The following is a 14,440-nucleotide window of genomic DNA, read 5'->3' on the forward strand; positions in this document are numbered from 1 at the left end:
CAGAAAGAATAGACAACTTTCTGGCCTTAGGTATTTCTCCTTCAAAAAAAGGCAAACCCGCATCACAGGTTTGCCTCTTTACTCACTTCTTATTAAATCCTTTTTCACTTAAAAACTCTTTCATATGCATTCTTTTTTCTTTAGACATAAACGAACTCATTGATTCCGTCCATGTTACGCTTTTCTTGTTTGATGATCTTTCTTTGTAATACGAGTTCATCGTTTCATCATATTCATTTAATAATTCATCATATTTCTTTTCATCATATCCATTTTCATGAAGAACTGCTGCTACTGGTAAACGTGGTTTAACTCCATGTTCTTCATCTGGTACACCGACTGTCATTCCGAATACAGGGTATACTTTATCCGGTAAATGAAGCAATTCGCTCACTTCTCTCGGATTATTACGAATTCCACCAATATAGCAAATTCCGTATCCTAATGACTCTGCTGCTAACGCTAAGTTTTGCGCAAAAAGTGAAGCATCTACCGTCGCAACGATAAAGTCTTCCACTCCTTCATGCTTTATTTCTGTACCATGTTTTTCACATGCCCTTTCAAGTCGTTTTAAATCTGCACAACAAACAAAAAATGCTGCGCAGTCTTTCACATGGCGATTTCCGGATAGCTCTGCTAGTTTAGCCTTTAGGTCTTGATCTGTTACATATATAACAGAATACGCCTGTACAAAATGTGATGAAGCCGCATGTTGCGCAGCGTGCACCATCTTTTCTACTACATCTTTCGGAATTGCTTCTTCTTTATATTTACGAACTGAAACGTGTTGCTCTATCTTATGTATTATCTCATTCATGAAAATCACTCCTTTTTCTCTTCATAATGAAAAATTAACACATCTTTTTTAATATTCACAACTTATAAGCACAAAAAGAGCAATTCTTTTTGTGAATTGCTCTTTTTTTAAAACGTCTATGAATACGGTAAATGAAATTTTCCATTGTCTTATTACGCCGTTTTCAACACTTTAATACCTTTTACGATATTCCAAATGAAGTAGTAAATTCCTACAAGTATGAATACTGCATATGTGATAGCCATCCCAATTCCCGCACCATCAGATTGACCAAAGCCTAAACCGTATACGCCTGACACTGCTAATCCAGCAAATAAGATTGCATACGGGAAAATATGTGACCAAAATGCTTTTTTCGCGTGATATTTCACTTCGTCTTCCGCAACGAAGTACACGATAATTGGTAGTAAAAATGGTGCAAAAAAGATACTAAAGTAACATAGTGAAGATAATATATTATTTCCTTTCATCCGATTCACCTCTAAATAGTTTTTGTTATCTTCATTATGTCAGGAATCTACTCCAGAAACTATCGCTTTACCTTTCATGAACATGACATATTTGTAAGATTTCCCTCAAAAAATCCCGCCTGGAATGCTGGCGGGATCACTTTCACTATATTCGATTCATAAACCAATATTGCGTAATCGCTAAATATTCTCGGACATTTGATGAAATGATAATGGGCTTCGGTGTTTTGGCCGGTAGACCTTCTAACTGCAAACCTTGCTTTGCTGCTATTTTTTTCGCTCTAAACATATGGAAATCATTCGTTACGATCATACCTTTTTTCATATTGGCTGGAATTAACGGTTTTGAGAATGTAATATTCTCATCTGTACTCGTTGATTTATCCTCCATTATAATACGCTCTTCTGCAATATTTTGTTTCATTAATCCTTGTTTCATCGCTAATGCTTCTGAAATATCTTCACCTTTTCCTTGTCCGCCAGATACGATAGCGATTGTTTTCTCATGTGATTTTAAATATTCAGCTGCTTTATCAATACGATATTGCAATGAATAAGATGGTTTCGTTCCATTTACTTTCGATCCTAGTACAATTATGTACTCAGCATCGTCACTTGCATTCATATGTCCATGCTTATAAATGTGATATTGTAAAAACCCCGCATATACGGCGCAAATCATTATAACAACTAAAATGCACTTTATTATTCTCTTCTTTCTCATACTCATATACTCCTATTTTCTTTTACTTTCTTCATGATAATATCCATTTATTTGTTTGTATACAGACAAATTCCAATAAACCCTAATTTATCCTCTGAAAGGTAATATTTATATTACTTTCGGGAATAGTAAGTACAACTTTACACGAAGGAGTGTCTCTATTGCTTCTCTTTTTATGTAACGTGTCGTTCTTTTTCATCTTATTTTTACTATCGCTTAAGTTACTCGGTAAATCCGCGTTAGCGCAACTAACTCCTCATGATTTTGGGGCTATAATTTTTTTATCTTATTTAGCTTTCCAGGCCATCCCCGTCTCTGGTGCTTTACAAGCATTTCTCGGTATGGTTGTTATTACATGTTTACATTTACTCCTTACAAAATTAAGCCTATTCAACAAACTAAATCGTTTTATTCTCGGACACCCTATCATTTTAATTAAACATGGTGATATTATTTTTGAGAACTTGCAAAAAAGTAGATATCCAATTGCTGAACTACTATCTAACCTTCGCGTCGCTGGGTACCCAAGTGTTCATGAAATTGAATATGCAATTTTAGAAGCGAATGGAGCGATTAGTATTTTACCAAAGAGGGAGCTTGTACCATTGACTCCGAAAGATTTAAACATTGATGTTACATATGCTGGATTACCAATTGCACTTATCGTCGATTCACAAATTCAATATGATAACTTAAAGTTAATACATAAAGATGAAAAATGGTTATATAAAGAATTAAAAGAAAAAGGAATTACAAATATTAAAAACGTTGCCTTTGCTTCTGTTCAAGAAACGGATGGATCTTTTGCGATTAGTTTAAAAGAATAAGAAAATCCCCTTAATTGCTTAAGGGGATTTTTTATCATATCGCTTCTTTCTCTCCTGCCATATTTAATGGAACAGGATGTTTCATACGATTCATTGTAAATACGATAATTGCTGTCATTACTTCAGCAACTGGCATAACGAGCCAAATCCCATTTATACCAAATAATTTCGGCATAATCCATAACAATGGAATGATAAATAGTAATCCACGGCTCATTATAATAAGTACTGATTTCTTCGTTTGTCGCACTGATTGGAAGTACTCTCCATACACAATGTTATAACCTAAAAATACGTATTGGATAAAGAATAAACTAATACCTGTTAAGGTTAACTCCAATAATTCTGGAGATTGAACATCAAATAAATCAATGATATATTTCCCGAAGAATAATCCGACAATTATCGCAACGCCTCCGAGGACAACTGCAATTTTCACAGCAAACTGTAATCCTTCACGAAGTCTCTCTGATAAATTTGCCCCGTAATGAAAACTAGCAATTGGTTGCAATGCTGCTCCAACACCGAAGAATAATAGTAATGTCATTGCATGAATACTATTCACCATCGCATAGGAAGCTACTCCTACTTCTCCTGCATATTGAACAAATGCGATATTAAAACCAATCGTTACGATTGCAACTGTGCTTTCTGCTGTAAAGCTCGGGAAACCTATTATCATGATTTGTTTAACTGTACTCCACTCAAAATGGAATTTCGTCCACTTTAAAATACTACTTTTTCTAAAGAAATGAGTTAATAATACAAGGAAACCAATCGCTGCTGAAAGAATAGTCGCTGAAGCAGCACCTGTTACGCCCCATCCAAAGATAAAAATAAAGATATAGTCAAACAGTATATTTAATACAGCTGTTACAACAAGACCAGCCATTGCTAAATTTGGATTTCCATCATTTCGTATAAATGTACTTAAAATATTTTCTAAAACGTATATCATTCCAAATGTTAATAATACGTGTAAATAGTCTAGTGCATACGGTAAAATCACTTCATTTGCACCGAATACGTATGCTAAATCTTCTATTCTCCATAAGCAAATTGCTGCTAAAACACCTACGATAATTACTGCTACCGTCATGGATTGAGTAAAAATAGACCTTGCTCTTTCTATTTTATTTTCACCTAATGCAATGGAATATAACGTTGCCCCGCCCATTCCAATCCATAATGAAATAGAGAAGAAAATTGAAAAGGCTGGTATAGCCACGTTTACTCCTGCTAAACCGTTTGCTCCAACTCCTCTACTAATCATAACCGCATCAATCACGATATTAACTGACATTAATACCATTCCTAGAACGGCTGGTATTAAATAAGAAATAAATAAACTTTTTATCGGTTTTTCTCTTAATTTTTCTGTTGCTTCCATACTATTATGCTCCTTTTTTCAACGCTCTTTTCTTAGTTTAAACCTTCAAGTAACTTGAAGGTCAATAGAGAATTAAAAAATAGGTAACTTAATTATCGTCTTTAATGCCAATTTGTAATGATACGAGCCCTACAACTTATTGCTCTGTTTTTTTCATTATGGGAATTTGAATTTCTGTTACTTGCTCCTCTGGATTTTCTGTTACAGACCAATCAATTAATGCAATCTCAATCGCATCTCCACTTACTTCGTATCCTTCTTGATCAATGTATTTTATTAACTTCTTATACGTTTCATCAGTTTCTTCATATGGCCCATGGTGATATACACAGGCAAACATACCTTCTTTAATTTCATCTGAACTATGTACTTGAAAAGGCATGTAATCCAAAAGAATAAAAACACTGCTATATGCTTGAAACTCATTTTGCATTAATCCCTTTTTTGCAACTGTTACACCAATATCTCCAGAAAATAAACTATCATCCATTTGTCTCATATTTTTTTGCAACGAATGGATATAGTACTCAAACATATCATCTGTCGTATTCGGGGCAACCGCAATTGCTGTAATTTTTCGCTGAGGGATCTTTTTAATTATCATTCGTTCAGCTTTTGCTTTTGTTGCTTCCTTAATTAAATGAATTCTATGTTCCATTTTCGCCAAAGCATACTCAATTTCTCTTTGTTTTTTTAACATCAGTTCTTGTTGTTTTTCCAGTAAATTGAGTGCATATGCTGGATTTCTTTCATCAATATATTTCTTAATTTCCTTTAATGGAATATTTAATTGGCGTAAAAACTTAATCGTATCTAATAGTGAAAATTGGTCGATTGTGTAATAGCGATAATTCGTTTGCGGGTCTACAATAGACGGATGAAAAATTCCTTTTTCATCATAATAGCGTAAAGTCGATTCCGCTATATTATGCATTTTTGCCATTTCTCCAATTGTAAAACGTTTATTTAATAACATATCCCCTTCTCCAATTCATAAAAAATGTCGCCTTGTTTCTTCTTATTATATAGCAATTCCCTCCACACCTAAATCGAATCCTATCCTGAAAATCTGCTATTTTTTCATTGATTTTTCATACATTTTATTATATATTAATTACAGGTTCAAATTACGAGTTCAAAAGAACTTGTAATCAGACCCTTTGTTTAATGGGTTTTACATATTTTCATTAGGCAAATTCCGAGAAATCGTATGATAAAAATAAAAATGATGAGGAGAGGATCCGATGGAATTCGAATTTTTCTTTCAAATTGCACTTATTTTATTAAGTACAAAGCTTGCTGGTGATCTTAGTGTTAGATTAGGTCAACCTTCTGTACTGGGTAAATTAATTGTCGGTATCGTTATCGGTCCAGCTGTATTAGGGTGGATTGAAAATTCAGAGCTTTTAACACAATTAAGTAATGTCGGTGTTATTCTTTTAATGTTTATGGCAGGACTTGAAACAGACTTAGAAGAATTAAACGCAAATCGTAATTCTTCTTTAGCTGTTGCACTTGGAGGTATCGTTCTTCCGTTCGTAGGTGGCTACGTTTCTGGTCTTGTTATGGGAATGGAACAAGGAAATGCTGTCTTCTTAGGATTACTTCTATGTGCGACAAGTGTTAGTATTTCTGTTCAAACACTTCGCGATTTAGGGAAGATGAAAACACGTGAAAGTACTACTATGCTTGGTGCTGCTGTATTTGATGACATTCTTGTCGTTATTTTATTAGCATTTGCAATGAGCTTCTTAGGTACAGACGATGTTAACTTAACAATGGTTATCTTGAAAAAAGTTGTATTCTTCGCTTCTATTATTTTAATCGGATGGAAAGGTGTTCCTGCGATTATGCGCTGGTTATCACCACTACGCGTATCTGAGTCTATCGTGAGCGCGGCTCTTATCATCTGTTTCTCATTCGCATATTTCGGCGAACTATTAGGAATTGCTGGTATTATCGGTGCTTTCGCAGCTGGTATCGCTATTTCTCAAACGAACTACAAACATGAAGTAGAAAAGAAAGTTGAACCAATCGCTTACGCTATGTTCGTTCCAGTATTCTTCGTAAGTATCGGTATGAATATTACATTTGATGGTATTGGCAACCAAATTGGGTTCATCCTAGCATTAACAGTAATCGCTGTACTAACGAAACTAATCGGTTGTGGATTCGGTGCACGAATGACTGGATTTGACGCTAAGTCTTCTGCAATTATCGGTGCCGGAATGGTTTCTCGTGGTGAAGTTGCACTTATCATCGCAGGAACAGGACTTTCTTCAGGTCTACTAGCACAAGATTACTTTACAGCTATCGTTATTGTCGTTATTTTAACAACGATGATTACACCACCAATGTTAAAATACACTTTTGGTGCAAAAGATAAAGCAATGAAAGCAAGTAAATAAGTTTACTATAATAAATAAAAGGAGATTACTATCTTATAAGATAGTAATCTCCTTTTTGTTTTACCTTTAAACAATCTCGTTCTTTTTTAACCAGTTTTCAAAAGTAGTTCGCGCTTCTTCATCATCGATATCATCACGAAATGAATATACTTTAATTCCATAATCATCGATATATTCACCTAACTTCATTTCCTCCACTTTCTTATAAAGTGAAACTTTAATCAGTGGGGGTTTTCTTCATCCCCCACTGATTATTAGCCTTCACCAATCGGACTTTTATGGGCAGTTGATCCCCCACCTAACTTCTTTGCTTCCGCTGAATTTTTGGGTGGGGGTCTTACTGCCCATTAAAGCGGGATAAAAATTTCCTGCCTCATAGTGCGGAATATAAGCATCCCAAACTGGTTCATTTATTCTTTTGTATGCCGTCACTTCTAAATCATGTCCATCTTCATAATATCCAATGTGATAATGTTGACTAAGATCATATTTCTCCATTAATATCCCCTCCCTAAAGAAACTACCATATTTCACGTAATAAACAAAAGCGAGCCTTATATTACAGCTCGCTTTTGTTCTTTTATTTTATTAAATACGTTCCATCGCCGTCTTCAACGTTCCAACAACGAAAGCAATTTCTTCACTTGAAATAACAAGCGGTGGTGCTAATGTTAAGACATTATTATATCCTGCTGTTGTCATGCCGTTTCTTCCTATAATTAAACCTTTTTCTTTACAAGCATTTACAACACTTGCAATTTTGTCGTTATCAATTGGCTCTTTCGTCTCTTTATCATTTACTAGTTCGATTCCAACTAACAGACCTTTTCCTCTAATATTTCCAACTAACGGATGTTCCCCGATTTCTTCTTTTAATTGATCTAATAAAAGAGAACCCATTTGTGCAGAGCGCTCAATTAAATTTTCATTTTCCATAATTTCTAAGTTTTTAAGAGCTAATGCACAAGCTGCAGGATTTCCACCAAATGTATTAATATGACGGAAGAATTCATATTCTCCCTTCCCTTTAAATGCTTCATATATTTCTTTTTTCACAGCTGTCGCTGATAAAGGTAAATATGCGCTCGTAATCCCTTTTGCCATCGTAATAATATCAGGCTTAACGTCATAATTCATAAATCCAAATGCTTTTCCTGTACGTCCAAAACCGCAAATCACCTCATCGCTAATGAGTAATGCACCGTGTTTTTGACATGTTTCATGAACAGCTTTCATATAGTCTTGTGGCGGCATTAAAATGCCCCCTCCTGTAATAATTGGTTCCATAATAAAAGCTGCAATCGTTTCACTTAATTCCCATGTCATAACACGATCTACTTCTTTCACACACTCTACGTCATAAATATTTTGTGATTCGATTTCTGGCATACGATAACAATCTGGCGGCGTTACATGTAAAAATCCTGAAGCGAATGGCTCATATTGATATTTACGCTGTGCTTGTCCAGTTGCTGCCATCGTTGCCATTGTATTTCCGTGATACCCACGGTAACGTGACATAAATTTATAACGATGCGGTTCACCTTTTTGAGCATAGTATTGTCTTGCTATTTTAAAAGCTGTTTCGTTCGCTTCCGAACCACTATTAGAGAAGAAAATAACATACTCTCCACCAAGCCACTCATTTAATTTTTCTGCAAGCTTTATAGCTGGCTCATGTGATTGTGACATTGGAAAGTATGATAAAGTTTGTAATTGCTTATATGCCGCCTCTGCGAGCTCTTTTCTTCCGTATCCACTATTCACACACCAAAGACCACTCATACCATCTAAATATCTTTTTCCTTGTATATCTTCAACCCAGCACCCTTCTGCTTTTGCCCCTACCATTGTACTATTTGGACTAAAGGGACGCATTCCGTGCCAAACATATTGCTCATCTTTTGCTAATAATTCATCAGTTTGTTTCGTTTTCATCATTTCTTCCACCTTCCATAACAACTTATTTTTCACAAAAGCTGCACTGGTGCCATGATGATTTAAATTTCTCCCTGCTATTTTCATTCCACAAAATTAAGACAAAATCCTACTTACAATACAGTAATATTTACAAGAAAATCCCAAAAGAAAAAGGAGCTTTTCTTTTGTATCGAAAAGCCCCTCCTTTTTAATGTGAAGATGCATCGCTAATACCATGACCAGTATTAGATTTCACAAGAATTTCATCAAATTTCGCTGCGTCCTCTTTCTTGCTAGATAAAACAGTTCCTAAATAGGCTGCAAGAAAACCGAGCGGAATCGAAATAATTCCAGGTGTCGTATATGGGAATATCGCTTCTCCAACAAATATAGCTTTTCCAGCTACAGGGTTCCATACATTTGGACTTAACGCTACGAGAACTATTGCTGATACAAGACCTACGATCATACCAGAGATCGCACCGGTCGTATTAAAGCGCTTCCAATATATTGTAAACAATATAACTGGTAAGTTTGCACTCGCTGCAACTGCAAATGCTAATGAAACTAAAAATGCTACGTTCAATGTTTGAGCAAATAACGCTAGTATAATAGATAATACCGCTACTCCAATAGATGCATAACGAGCCATTGATACTTGCTCTTTTTCAGTTGATTTTCCTTTACGAATAATCTCATTATAAAAATCATGTGCAAAAGCGGATGCCGCTGTTAATACAAGTCCTGCTACTACAGCTAAAATCGTTGCAAAGGCAATAGCTGATACGAAAGCAAATAAAAAATCTCCGCCTAACGCTTTAGCTAATAAAGGTGCTGCCATATTACCAGCTGGATTTGCTTTAATAATTGCCTCATTCCCTACAAACGCCGCTGCTCCAAATCCTAAGAAAATCGTCATAATATAAAACGCGCCAATTAACCATGTCGCATATACAACAGATTGACGTGCCGTTTTTGCATCACGTACTGTAAAAAAGCGGACAAGGATATGTGGTAATCCTGCTGTACCAAGAACTAGTCCCAAATTTAAAGAAAGCGTATCAAGGCCATCTTTATACTTTACACCTGGATTTAAAAACGACTCTTTTAACGGAGTAGCTGTTTTCATTTGAGCGAACATTTCAGTCACGCTAAAATTAAATTTTGAGAAAACGATAACAGAAATAATAAATGTTCCAGCCATAAGTAGTACAGCCTTAACAATTTGTACCCAGCTCGTAGCTGTCATGCCGCCAAAAATAACATATACAGTCATAAGTGTACCAACGATTAATACAGATGTTGTATATTCGATTCCTAATAATAATTTAATAAGTGCACCCGCACCAACTAATTGGGCAATCATATAAAAAATCGAAATCGTCATCGTATTAAGCGCTGCAACTCCGCGAACTTTTTTCGCGTCAAAACGTGCTGCAATCATATCCGCCAATGTGTACTTCCCTAAATTTCTAAGTGGCTCTGCAACGAGATATAGAACAACTAAATAAGCAACTAAAAAGCCGATACTATAAAAGAAACCGTCAAATCCAGTTAACGCTATTGCTCCAGCAATACCGAGAAATGAAGCAGCAGACATGTAATCTCCGGCAATAGCCAGGCCATTTTGCCAACCCGTCAATCCCCCTCCAGCTGTGTAAAACTCACTCGCATTTTTCGTTTTTTTCGATGCAAAATAAGTTATGACTAGTGTACCAAGGACAATAATTAAAAACAGTGCAAACGCTGTCGTATTCAAGTTCAGCCCCTCCCCTTTTTCATGTCTTGCAGAATGTTTTGCGAAATTTTATCAAAGGATTCAGCTTTTTTACTATAAATCATACATAATGACCACGTCATAATAAATTGTGCAAAAGCAAACACCCACGCCCACGTCACATCACCAAATGCTGGTGTATTGAGCACTTTTGAATACGACGTTAAAATAGGCAATGCAATAAAAAAACTAAAGAAGAAAATACTCATCGGAACGATAAACTTCTTTTTCGTATTTAATAGCAATTGAAATTCTTCTGACTGAACAACCTCTGTATAATTCACCTCATTTTGCAGCTTACGTGCTGACGTATCATCTCGTTTCATTCTCTAATCCCCTCTCTGTACTTGAAGTACAATTCCCCCTTGCATGCGTAAAAACTAAATTTTATAAATATTCAGAAACTTATTTCCATTTTAGACAATCCACACATCCCTGCAAAGATTTTTCGATAGACATTTTTCGGCATTTTCTCCTAAATTTTTAATATACTTTTTCAACATAAAGTGAAACTTTGATCAGTAGGATTTTGTCCATCTCCCACTGATTATTATCCTTCGCCAATCAAGGTGTTACGGGCGGTTATCTCCCGCTTCAATCCCTCGCACTCACCAATTTTTAAGGTAGGAGTCTTCCTACCTAGCAAATAGCGAGATAAAATTTCCATACTTTAATCCATCCCACTCAAACTTTTATCACATTAAAACAAAATAAAAAAGTAGTGCTTATCGCACCACTTCCGTCTTTTTCTCCTTTTCTAAATTACGGGCTGTTTCACTTAATTCCACGTCTTTTCCATCTTTAAGCGTTCCAAATATAAAATCGAACACTGGATTTGAAACACCGAACCAAAATTTTTCATTTTTATAATGATGTAATATATGCTGTTTTTTGAGCCATCTTCCAAACTTAGTGAAGGGACGAATCGGTCTATGTGCAATATAATGTTTCCATTCGTAAACGAGGAGCATAATAATCATTCCGATTCCAAATGAAAGTGTTACAGTAACACTTTTTGTAATACCATATGCTATAAGTAAATAAATAGTAAAGCTAGGTATACTAAACCATACAGGCAAAAATAAAAGTTTTAAATCATCTGGATATACGTGATGGTCATAATGTAATCTTCTTAACATTTTTAATAAAAATGCATTTTTAGGTGGCTTTAAATGGAATAAAAAACGATGTGTCATATATTCGTTAAACGTATAAAAAATAATGCCAAACAGACACGCTAACATACCAATCCATGTGAAAAATTGCATTTTTAAAATAATGATAAAAATAAATAGAATACTATACATAATAACGATATCATGTTGTAAAAAGAACTCTTTCCCCACTCTCTTCATCTTTCTTCCCCCTTTTCCCCAAAAAACAGCCGCAACATATCGTTACGACTATTTCTTTTCTATTCTTATTCTATTCACTTTACAAATTTGCCTGCTGCTCTATTGTCGAGAAAAAATTGTTTGATCCAAATATATTTTGCTTCGGAATAATATGTTCCACTGCAAATACAGTTACTTCGCCCCTTTGTACTTCTCCAATAATGAGTCCAAATAATTCATTATTTACTGCAAACGTCGGTTGCTTCGTTTGGAGTAATCTTGCAGCATTCTGAAAGACTGCCTCATATAATGGATTCCTATCAGTAATTTCTTTTCGGATTTTTGGTGCTAACGTAATAATAATTTCTTTTCCGTCAATAGTGGTTCGATACATAAAAATCTCCCCTTCAATCTTATGTGAACAACTGTAAAGCCTTGTATGCAAAATGGATAGAATATCCTACTAAAATAATACCTGCTCCGGCTGTTATATAGCCAAGTGCTTTTTTCTTTAATAAAGTCCTTCCGAAATGTACCGAAAAAGCAATATTTAAGTTCCACAAAATAATACCAACAATAATGCAAAGACTGTACAAAAAGGCTTCTTGTTTCGTTACCTTTGTAAGTAATGAGCTAAGCGTACTGCCGTATATGCCAAACCAAAAAACAAGATTTAATGGGTTGGATATCGCAATTAAAAAACCTGCCATAAAAGATTGCTTAAGGCCACCTACCTCTTCTTTGTTATATTCCATATTCGAGTGGGAAATTCCTTGTTTTACGCTTTGAAATCCTAAATAAAATAACAAGAAAAAACCAATGCAATACATAAATGCTTGTACATATGTATACATAAACACAGAAGATAAACCGAAGTAAATGAGAAGCATAAACAAAATATCTGCAGTCATTCCACCAATTCCAACAACCCATGCATGCCAAAACCCTCGTTCAATTCCTCGTTTTAACATTTCAATATTAATCGGACCTACTGGCGCAGCTAATGAAATACCTAATACAATTTGTTGTATAATCGCTCCAAACATCTCTCTATCCTTTCTACTTTCTTTACTATTAAGTAATGATGTAATGATTAAAAATAGACTAGCTTTCATCAAAATATTTACTACTAAAATACCCTTTTTTATCCAAAATATGCAAAAGAGCCATCCAGATGATGGCTCTTACTTTTCTATCTTATGAAGAAAAGGACATTTTCCTTTTATCGGTTCTATATCGTCTCCTATGAAGTATTGTTTCCATTCACGATGATCCGGGTCACCATAATGACTAATGTTAGGATGTTTCGGCAGCTGATCCCACTTTTCAACTCGATCGCGGACCGTTTGTCTCGAATATGCTCCTTTAGGACGATCGCCTTCTAATCCATCAAAAATGGTGCGTGGCTGAAATCCAATAACGAGGGAATTTCCTAAATGTCTCGTTTTTCTCTGTTTATAAGCTGGCGCATTTCCAAACGCGAATATTGGCTCACCACCAAATGAAAATTCCCATAAATAATGGTCTGGGTCTTGTGGAATTTGCCTAGGCCATGTTTGATTATCGTTTTTATGTAAATACTGTAGTACTTTCCAAAAGTATTCACGGTAATATTCCAATGATTGTTCTTCACATTCTGGTTCTACAAAGAGAAAAAAGCCCCTTCTTACAATCGGCCGCTCTTTCATTAACTCCAAAAAAGATAACATTGTATGCGGCAAATGACTCCAATCATTATGAGAAAGAAACGAATAACGAAGTTCATTCTTTTTCAAAGCTGTTAAACCGAAATAACACGGGAAAGTTGGTTCTAGCACAACACTCGAAAAATTTTGAAATTCTTTTGTAACCCAATTCGGTATGTCAGTTCTCGTTTTCATTCCTTCATTATCTAATAAGTAAGACTCCTTCATTCTTTCACCTCATTATGTATAGCATTCAATTAAGACTATTACATACTTGGCCTGTCCTATACCTATTTAAAAATTCGGCTGAAAAAGTTATTTAAAAATACAAAAAAATAAAATCGCTTACTTGACTAAATTCTACCAATTCGTGTATATTTAAATTAATCATTTAGCAGAATATTCAAGATTATAGCATTTTTAGTTTATATTATCTTTTAAATGAAGTTCACTAAATGAAAAAAGCAAACGTTTTTAGGAGGAATTGTAACATGCAAGGAAAAGTAAAATGGTTTAACAACGAAAAAGGTTTTGGATTTATCGAAATTGAAGGTGCTGACGATGTATTCGTACATTTCTCTGCTATTCAAGGCGACGGCTACAAAGCTTTAGAAGAAGGTCAAGAAGTATCTTTCGACATTACTGAAGGAAACCGTGGACCTCAAGCTGCTAACGTAGTAAAACTTTAATCCAACATATGATAGGAGGTTACCTTACTTGGTAACCTCCTTTGTTTTTCCTTTGTATATTTCCGTTTTACAGAGCAAAAACTATGTGAAATGCGCACTATACAAAGGAGGAATTATTAATGGGATCAGAAGTAAATGATTTTGAAGAAGTAAAATTCCGCGTAGAAACAGCACAAAAAATGGTAGGATCAGCAACAATTTCAATGGATCCAGACACATTAGAGCATGCCACTACTGCTGTAGAAGCAGCTCGCTCTCAACTTGAAATTATGAAATCTGTGGCGACAGATTTAGATGAGCCATTTCTAATGAATGAGGAAAAGAAATTAAGCAAGTGTGAGCATCAATTAAACGAAGCAAAGCACTAAAAAAAACATCCAGAGAATTTTCTCTGGATGT

16 protein-coding genes and 1 pseudogene are annotated in these 14,440 nt (G+C 35.0%); 4 read left to right on the forward strand and 13 right to left on the reverse strand.

The window, feature by feature from the left end; translation table 11 throughout:
* Window positions 1-82 precede the first annotated feature (82 nt).
* The 3 genes from nfsA to EUC40_RS17925 all read right to left on the reverse strand — a co-directional run bounded on the left by nfsA (window position 83) and on the right by EUC40_RS17925 (window position 2,011).
* Complete coding sequence (nfsA, locus tag EUC40_RS17915; RefSeq protein WP_156576198.1) at window positions 83-817, reverse strand: oxygen-insensitive NADPH nitroreductase; 735 nt, start codon at window positions 815-817, stop codon at window positions 83-85.
* A gap of 152 nt (window positions 818-969) precedes the next feature.
* Window positions 970-1,287: a magnetosome magnetite crystal formation protein family gene (locus EUC40_RS17920; RefSeq protein WP_156576199.1), complete on the reverse strand. Its 318-nt coding sequence runs from the start codon at window positions 1,285-1,287 to the stop codon at window positions 970-972.
* Window positions 1,288-1,432: 145 nt separating this feature from the next.
* Window positions 1,433-2,011: a YdcF family protein gene (locus EUC40_RS17925; RefSeq protein ID WP_156576200.1), complete on the reverse strand. Its 579-nt coding sequence runs from the start codon at window positions 2,009-2,011 to the stop codon at window positions 1,433-1,435.
* A gap of 161 nt (window positions 2,012-2,172) precedes the next feature.
* Here EUC40_RS17925 and EUC40_RS17930 point away from each other — a divergent pair, with 161 nt between their 5' ends.
* A complete protein-coding gene (locus EUC40_RS17930; RefSeq protein WP_156576201.1) occupies window positions 2,173-2,838 on the forward strand; it encodes a DUF421 domain-containing protein in 666 nt (221 codons plus the stop codon).
* A gap of 34 nt (window positions 2,839-2,872) precedes the next feature.
* On the opposite strand, the gene EUC40_RS17935 is transcribed toward EUC40_RS17930, so the two are convergent.
* Together EUC40_RS17935 and EUC40_RS17940 are read right to left on the reverse strand one after the other, a co-directional pair.
* Window positions 2,873-4,228 carry an MATE family efflux transporter gene (locus EUC40_RS17935; RefSeq protein ID WP_156576202.1) on the reverse strand — a complete coding sequence of 452 codons (1,356 nt, stop codon included), beginning with the start codon at window positions 4,226-4,228 and terminating at the stop codon, window positions 2,873-2,875.
* 136 nt (window positions 4,229-4,364) lie between these two features.
* Window positions 4,365-5,204: a MerR family transcriptional regulator gene (locus EUC40_RS17940; protein ID WP_156576203.1), complete on the reverse strand. Its 840-nt coding sequence runs from the start codon at window positions 5,202-5,204 to the stop codon at window positions 4,365-4,367.
* Between the two features lie 268 nt (window positions 5,205-5,472).
* Between EUC40_RS17940 and EUC40_RS17945 the strand changes: the two genes are divergently transcribed.
* On the forward strand, window positions 5,473-6,636 hold the full coding sequence (locus EUC40_RS17945) for a cation:proton antiporter (protein ID WP_156576204.1): 1,164 nt from the start codon (window positions 5,473-5,475) through the stop codon (window positions 6,634-6,636).
* Between the two features lie 66 nt (window positions 6,637-6,702).
* On the opposite strand, the pseudogene EUC40_RS27635 reads toward EUC40_RS17945, so the two are convergent.
* The 8 genes and pseudogenes from EUC40_RS27635 to EUC40_RS17990 form a co-directional block, all read right to left on the reverse strand.
* Window positions 6,703-7,134, reverse strand: a pseudogene (locus tag EUC40_RS27635) (DUF3986 family protein).
* Window positions 7,135-7,224: 90 nt separating this feature from the next.
* Complete coding sequence (locus tag EUC40_RS17960; protein ID WP_156576205.1) at window positions 7,225-8,574, reverse strand: aspartate aminotransferase family protein; 1,350 nt, start codon at window positions 8,572-8,574, stop codon at window positions 7,225-7,227.
* A gap of 190 nt (window positions 8,575-8,764) precedes the next feature.
* A complete protein-coding gene (locus EUC40_RS17965; RefSeq protein ID WP_071709724.1) occupies window positions 8,765-10,315 on the reverse strand; it encodes a solute symporter family protein in 1,551 nt (516 codons plus the stop codon).
* 2 nt (window positions 10,316-10,317) lie between these two features.
* Complete coding sequence (locus EUC40_RS17970; protein ID WP_000817370.1) at window positions 10,318-10,659, reverse strand: DUF485 domain-containing protein; 342 nt, start codon at window positions 10,657-10,659, stop codon at window positions 10,318-10,320.
* A gap of 399 nt (window positions 10,660-11,058) precedes the next feature.
* Entirely contained in the window at window positions 11,059-11,688 is a 630-nt protein-coding gene (locus tag EUC40_RS17975) for a sterol desaturase family protein (protein ID WP_071709725.1), read from the reverse strand.
* A gap of 79 nt (window positions 11,689-11,767) precedes the next feature.
* Window positions 11,768-12,061: a hypothetical protein gene (locus EUC40_RS17980; RefSeq protein WP_000286378.1), complete on the reverse strand. Its 294-nt coding sequence runs from the start codon at window positions 12,059-12,061 to the stop codon at window positions 11,768-11,770.
* Between the two features lie 19 nt (window positions 12,062-12,080).
* Window positions 12,081-12,713, reverse strand: a complete 633-nt coding sequence (locus EUC40_RS17985) for a LysE family transporter (RefSeq protein ID WP_151626124.1) — start codon at window positions 12,711-12,713, stop codon at window positions 12,081-12,083.
* Between the two features lie 138 nt (window positions 12,714-12,851).
* A complete protein-coding gene (locus EUC40_RS17990) occupies window positions 12,852-13,580 on the reverse strand; it encodes a YqcI/YcgG family protein (protein WP_156576206.1) in 729 nt (242 codons plus the stop codon).
* 263 nt (window positions 13,581-13,843) lie between these two features.
* Between EUC40_RS17990 and cspB the strand changes: the two genes are divergently transcribed.
* Together cspB and EUC40_RS18000 are read left to right on the forward strand one after the other, a co-directional pair.
* On the forward strand, window positions 13,844-14,041 hold the full coding sequence (gene cspB, locus EUC40_RS17995; RefSeq protein ID WP_001161725.1) for a cold shock-like protein CspB: 198 nt from the start codon (window positions 13,844-13,846) through the stop codon (window positions 14,039-14,041).
* A gap of 119 nt (window positions 14,042-14,160) precedes the next feature.
* On the forward strand, window positions 14,161-14,409 hold the full coding sequence (locus EUC40_RS18000; protein ID WP_000534394.1) for a DUF2564 family protein: 249 nt from the start codon (window positions 14,161-14,163) through the stop codon (window positions 14,407-14,409).
* Window positions 14,410-14,440 lie beyond the last annotated feature (31 nt).

Source organism: Bacillus luti, assembly GCF_009739945.1.
Lineage (GTDB): Bacteria > Bacillota > Bacilli > Bacillales > Bacillaceae_G > Bacillus_A > Bacillus_A luti.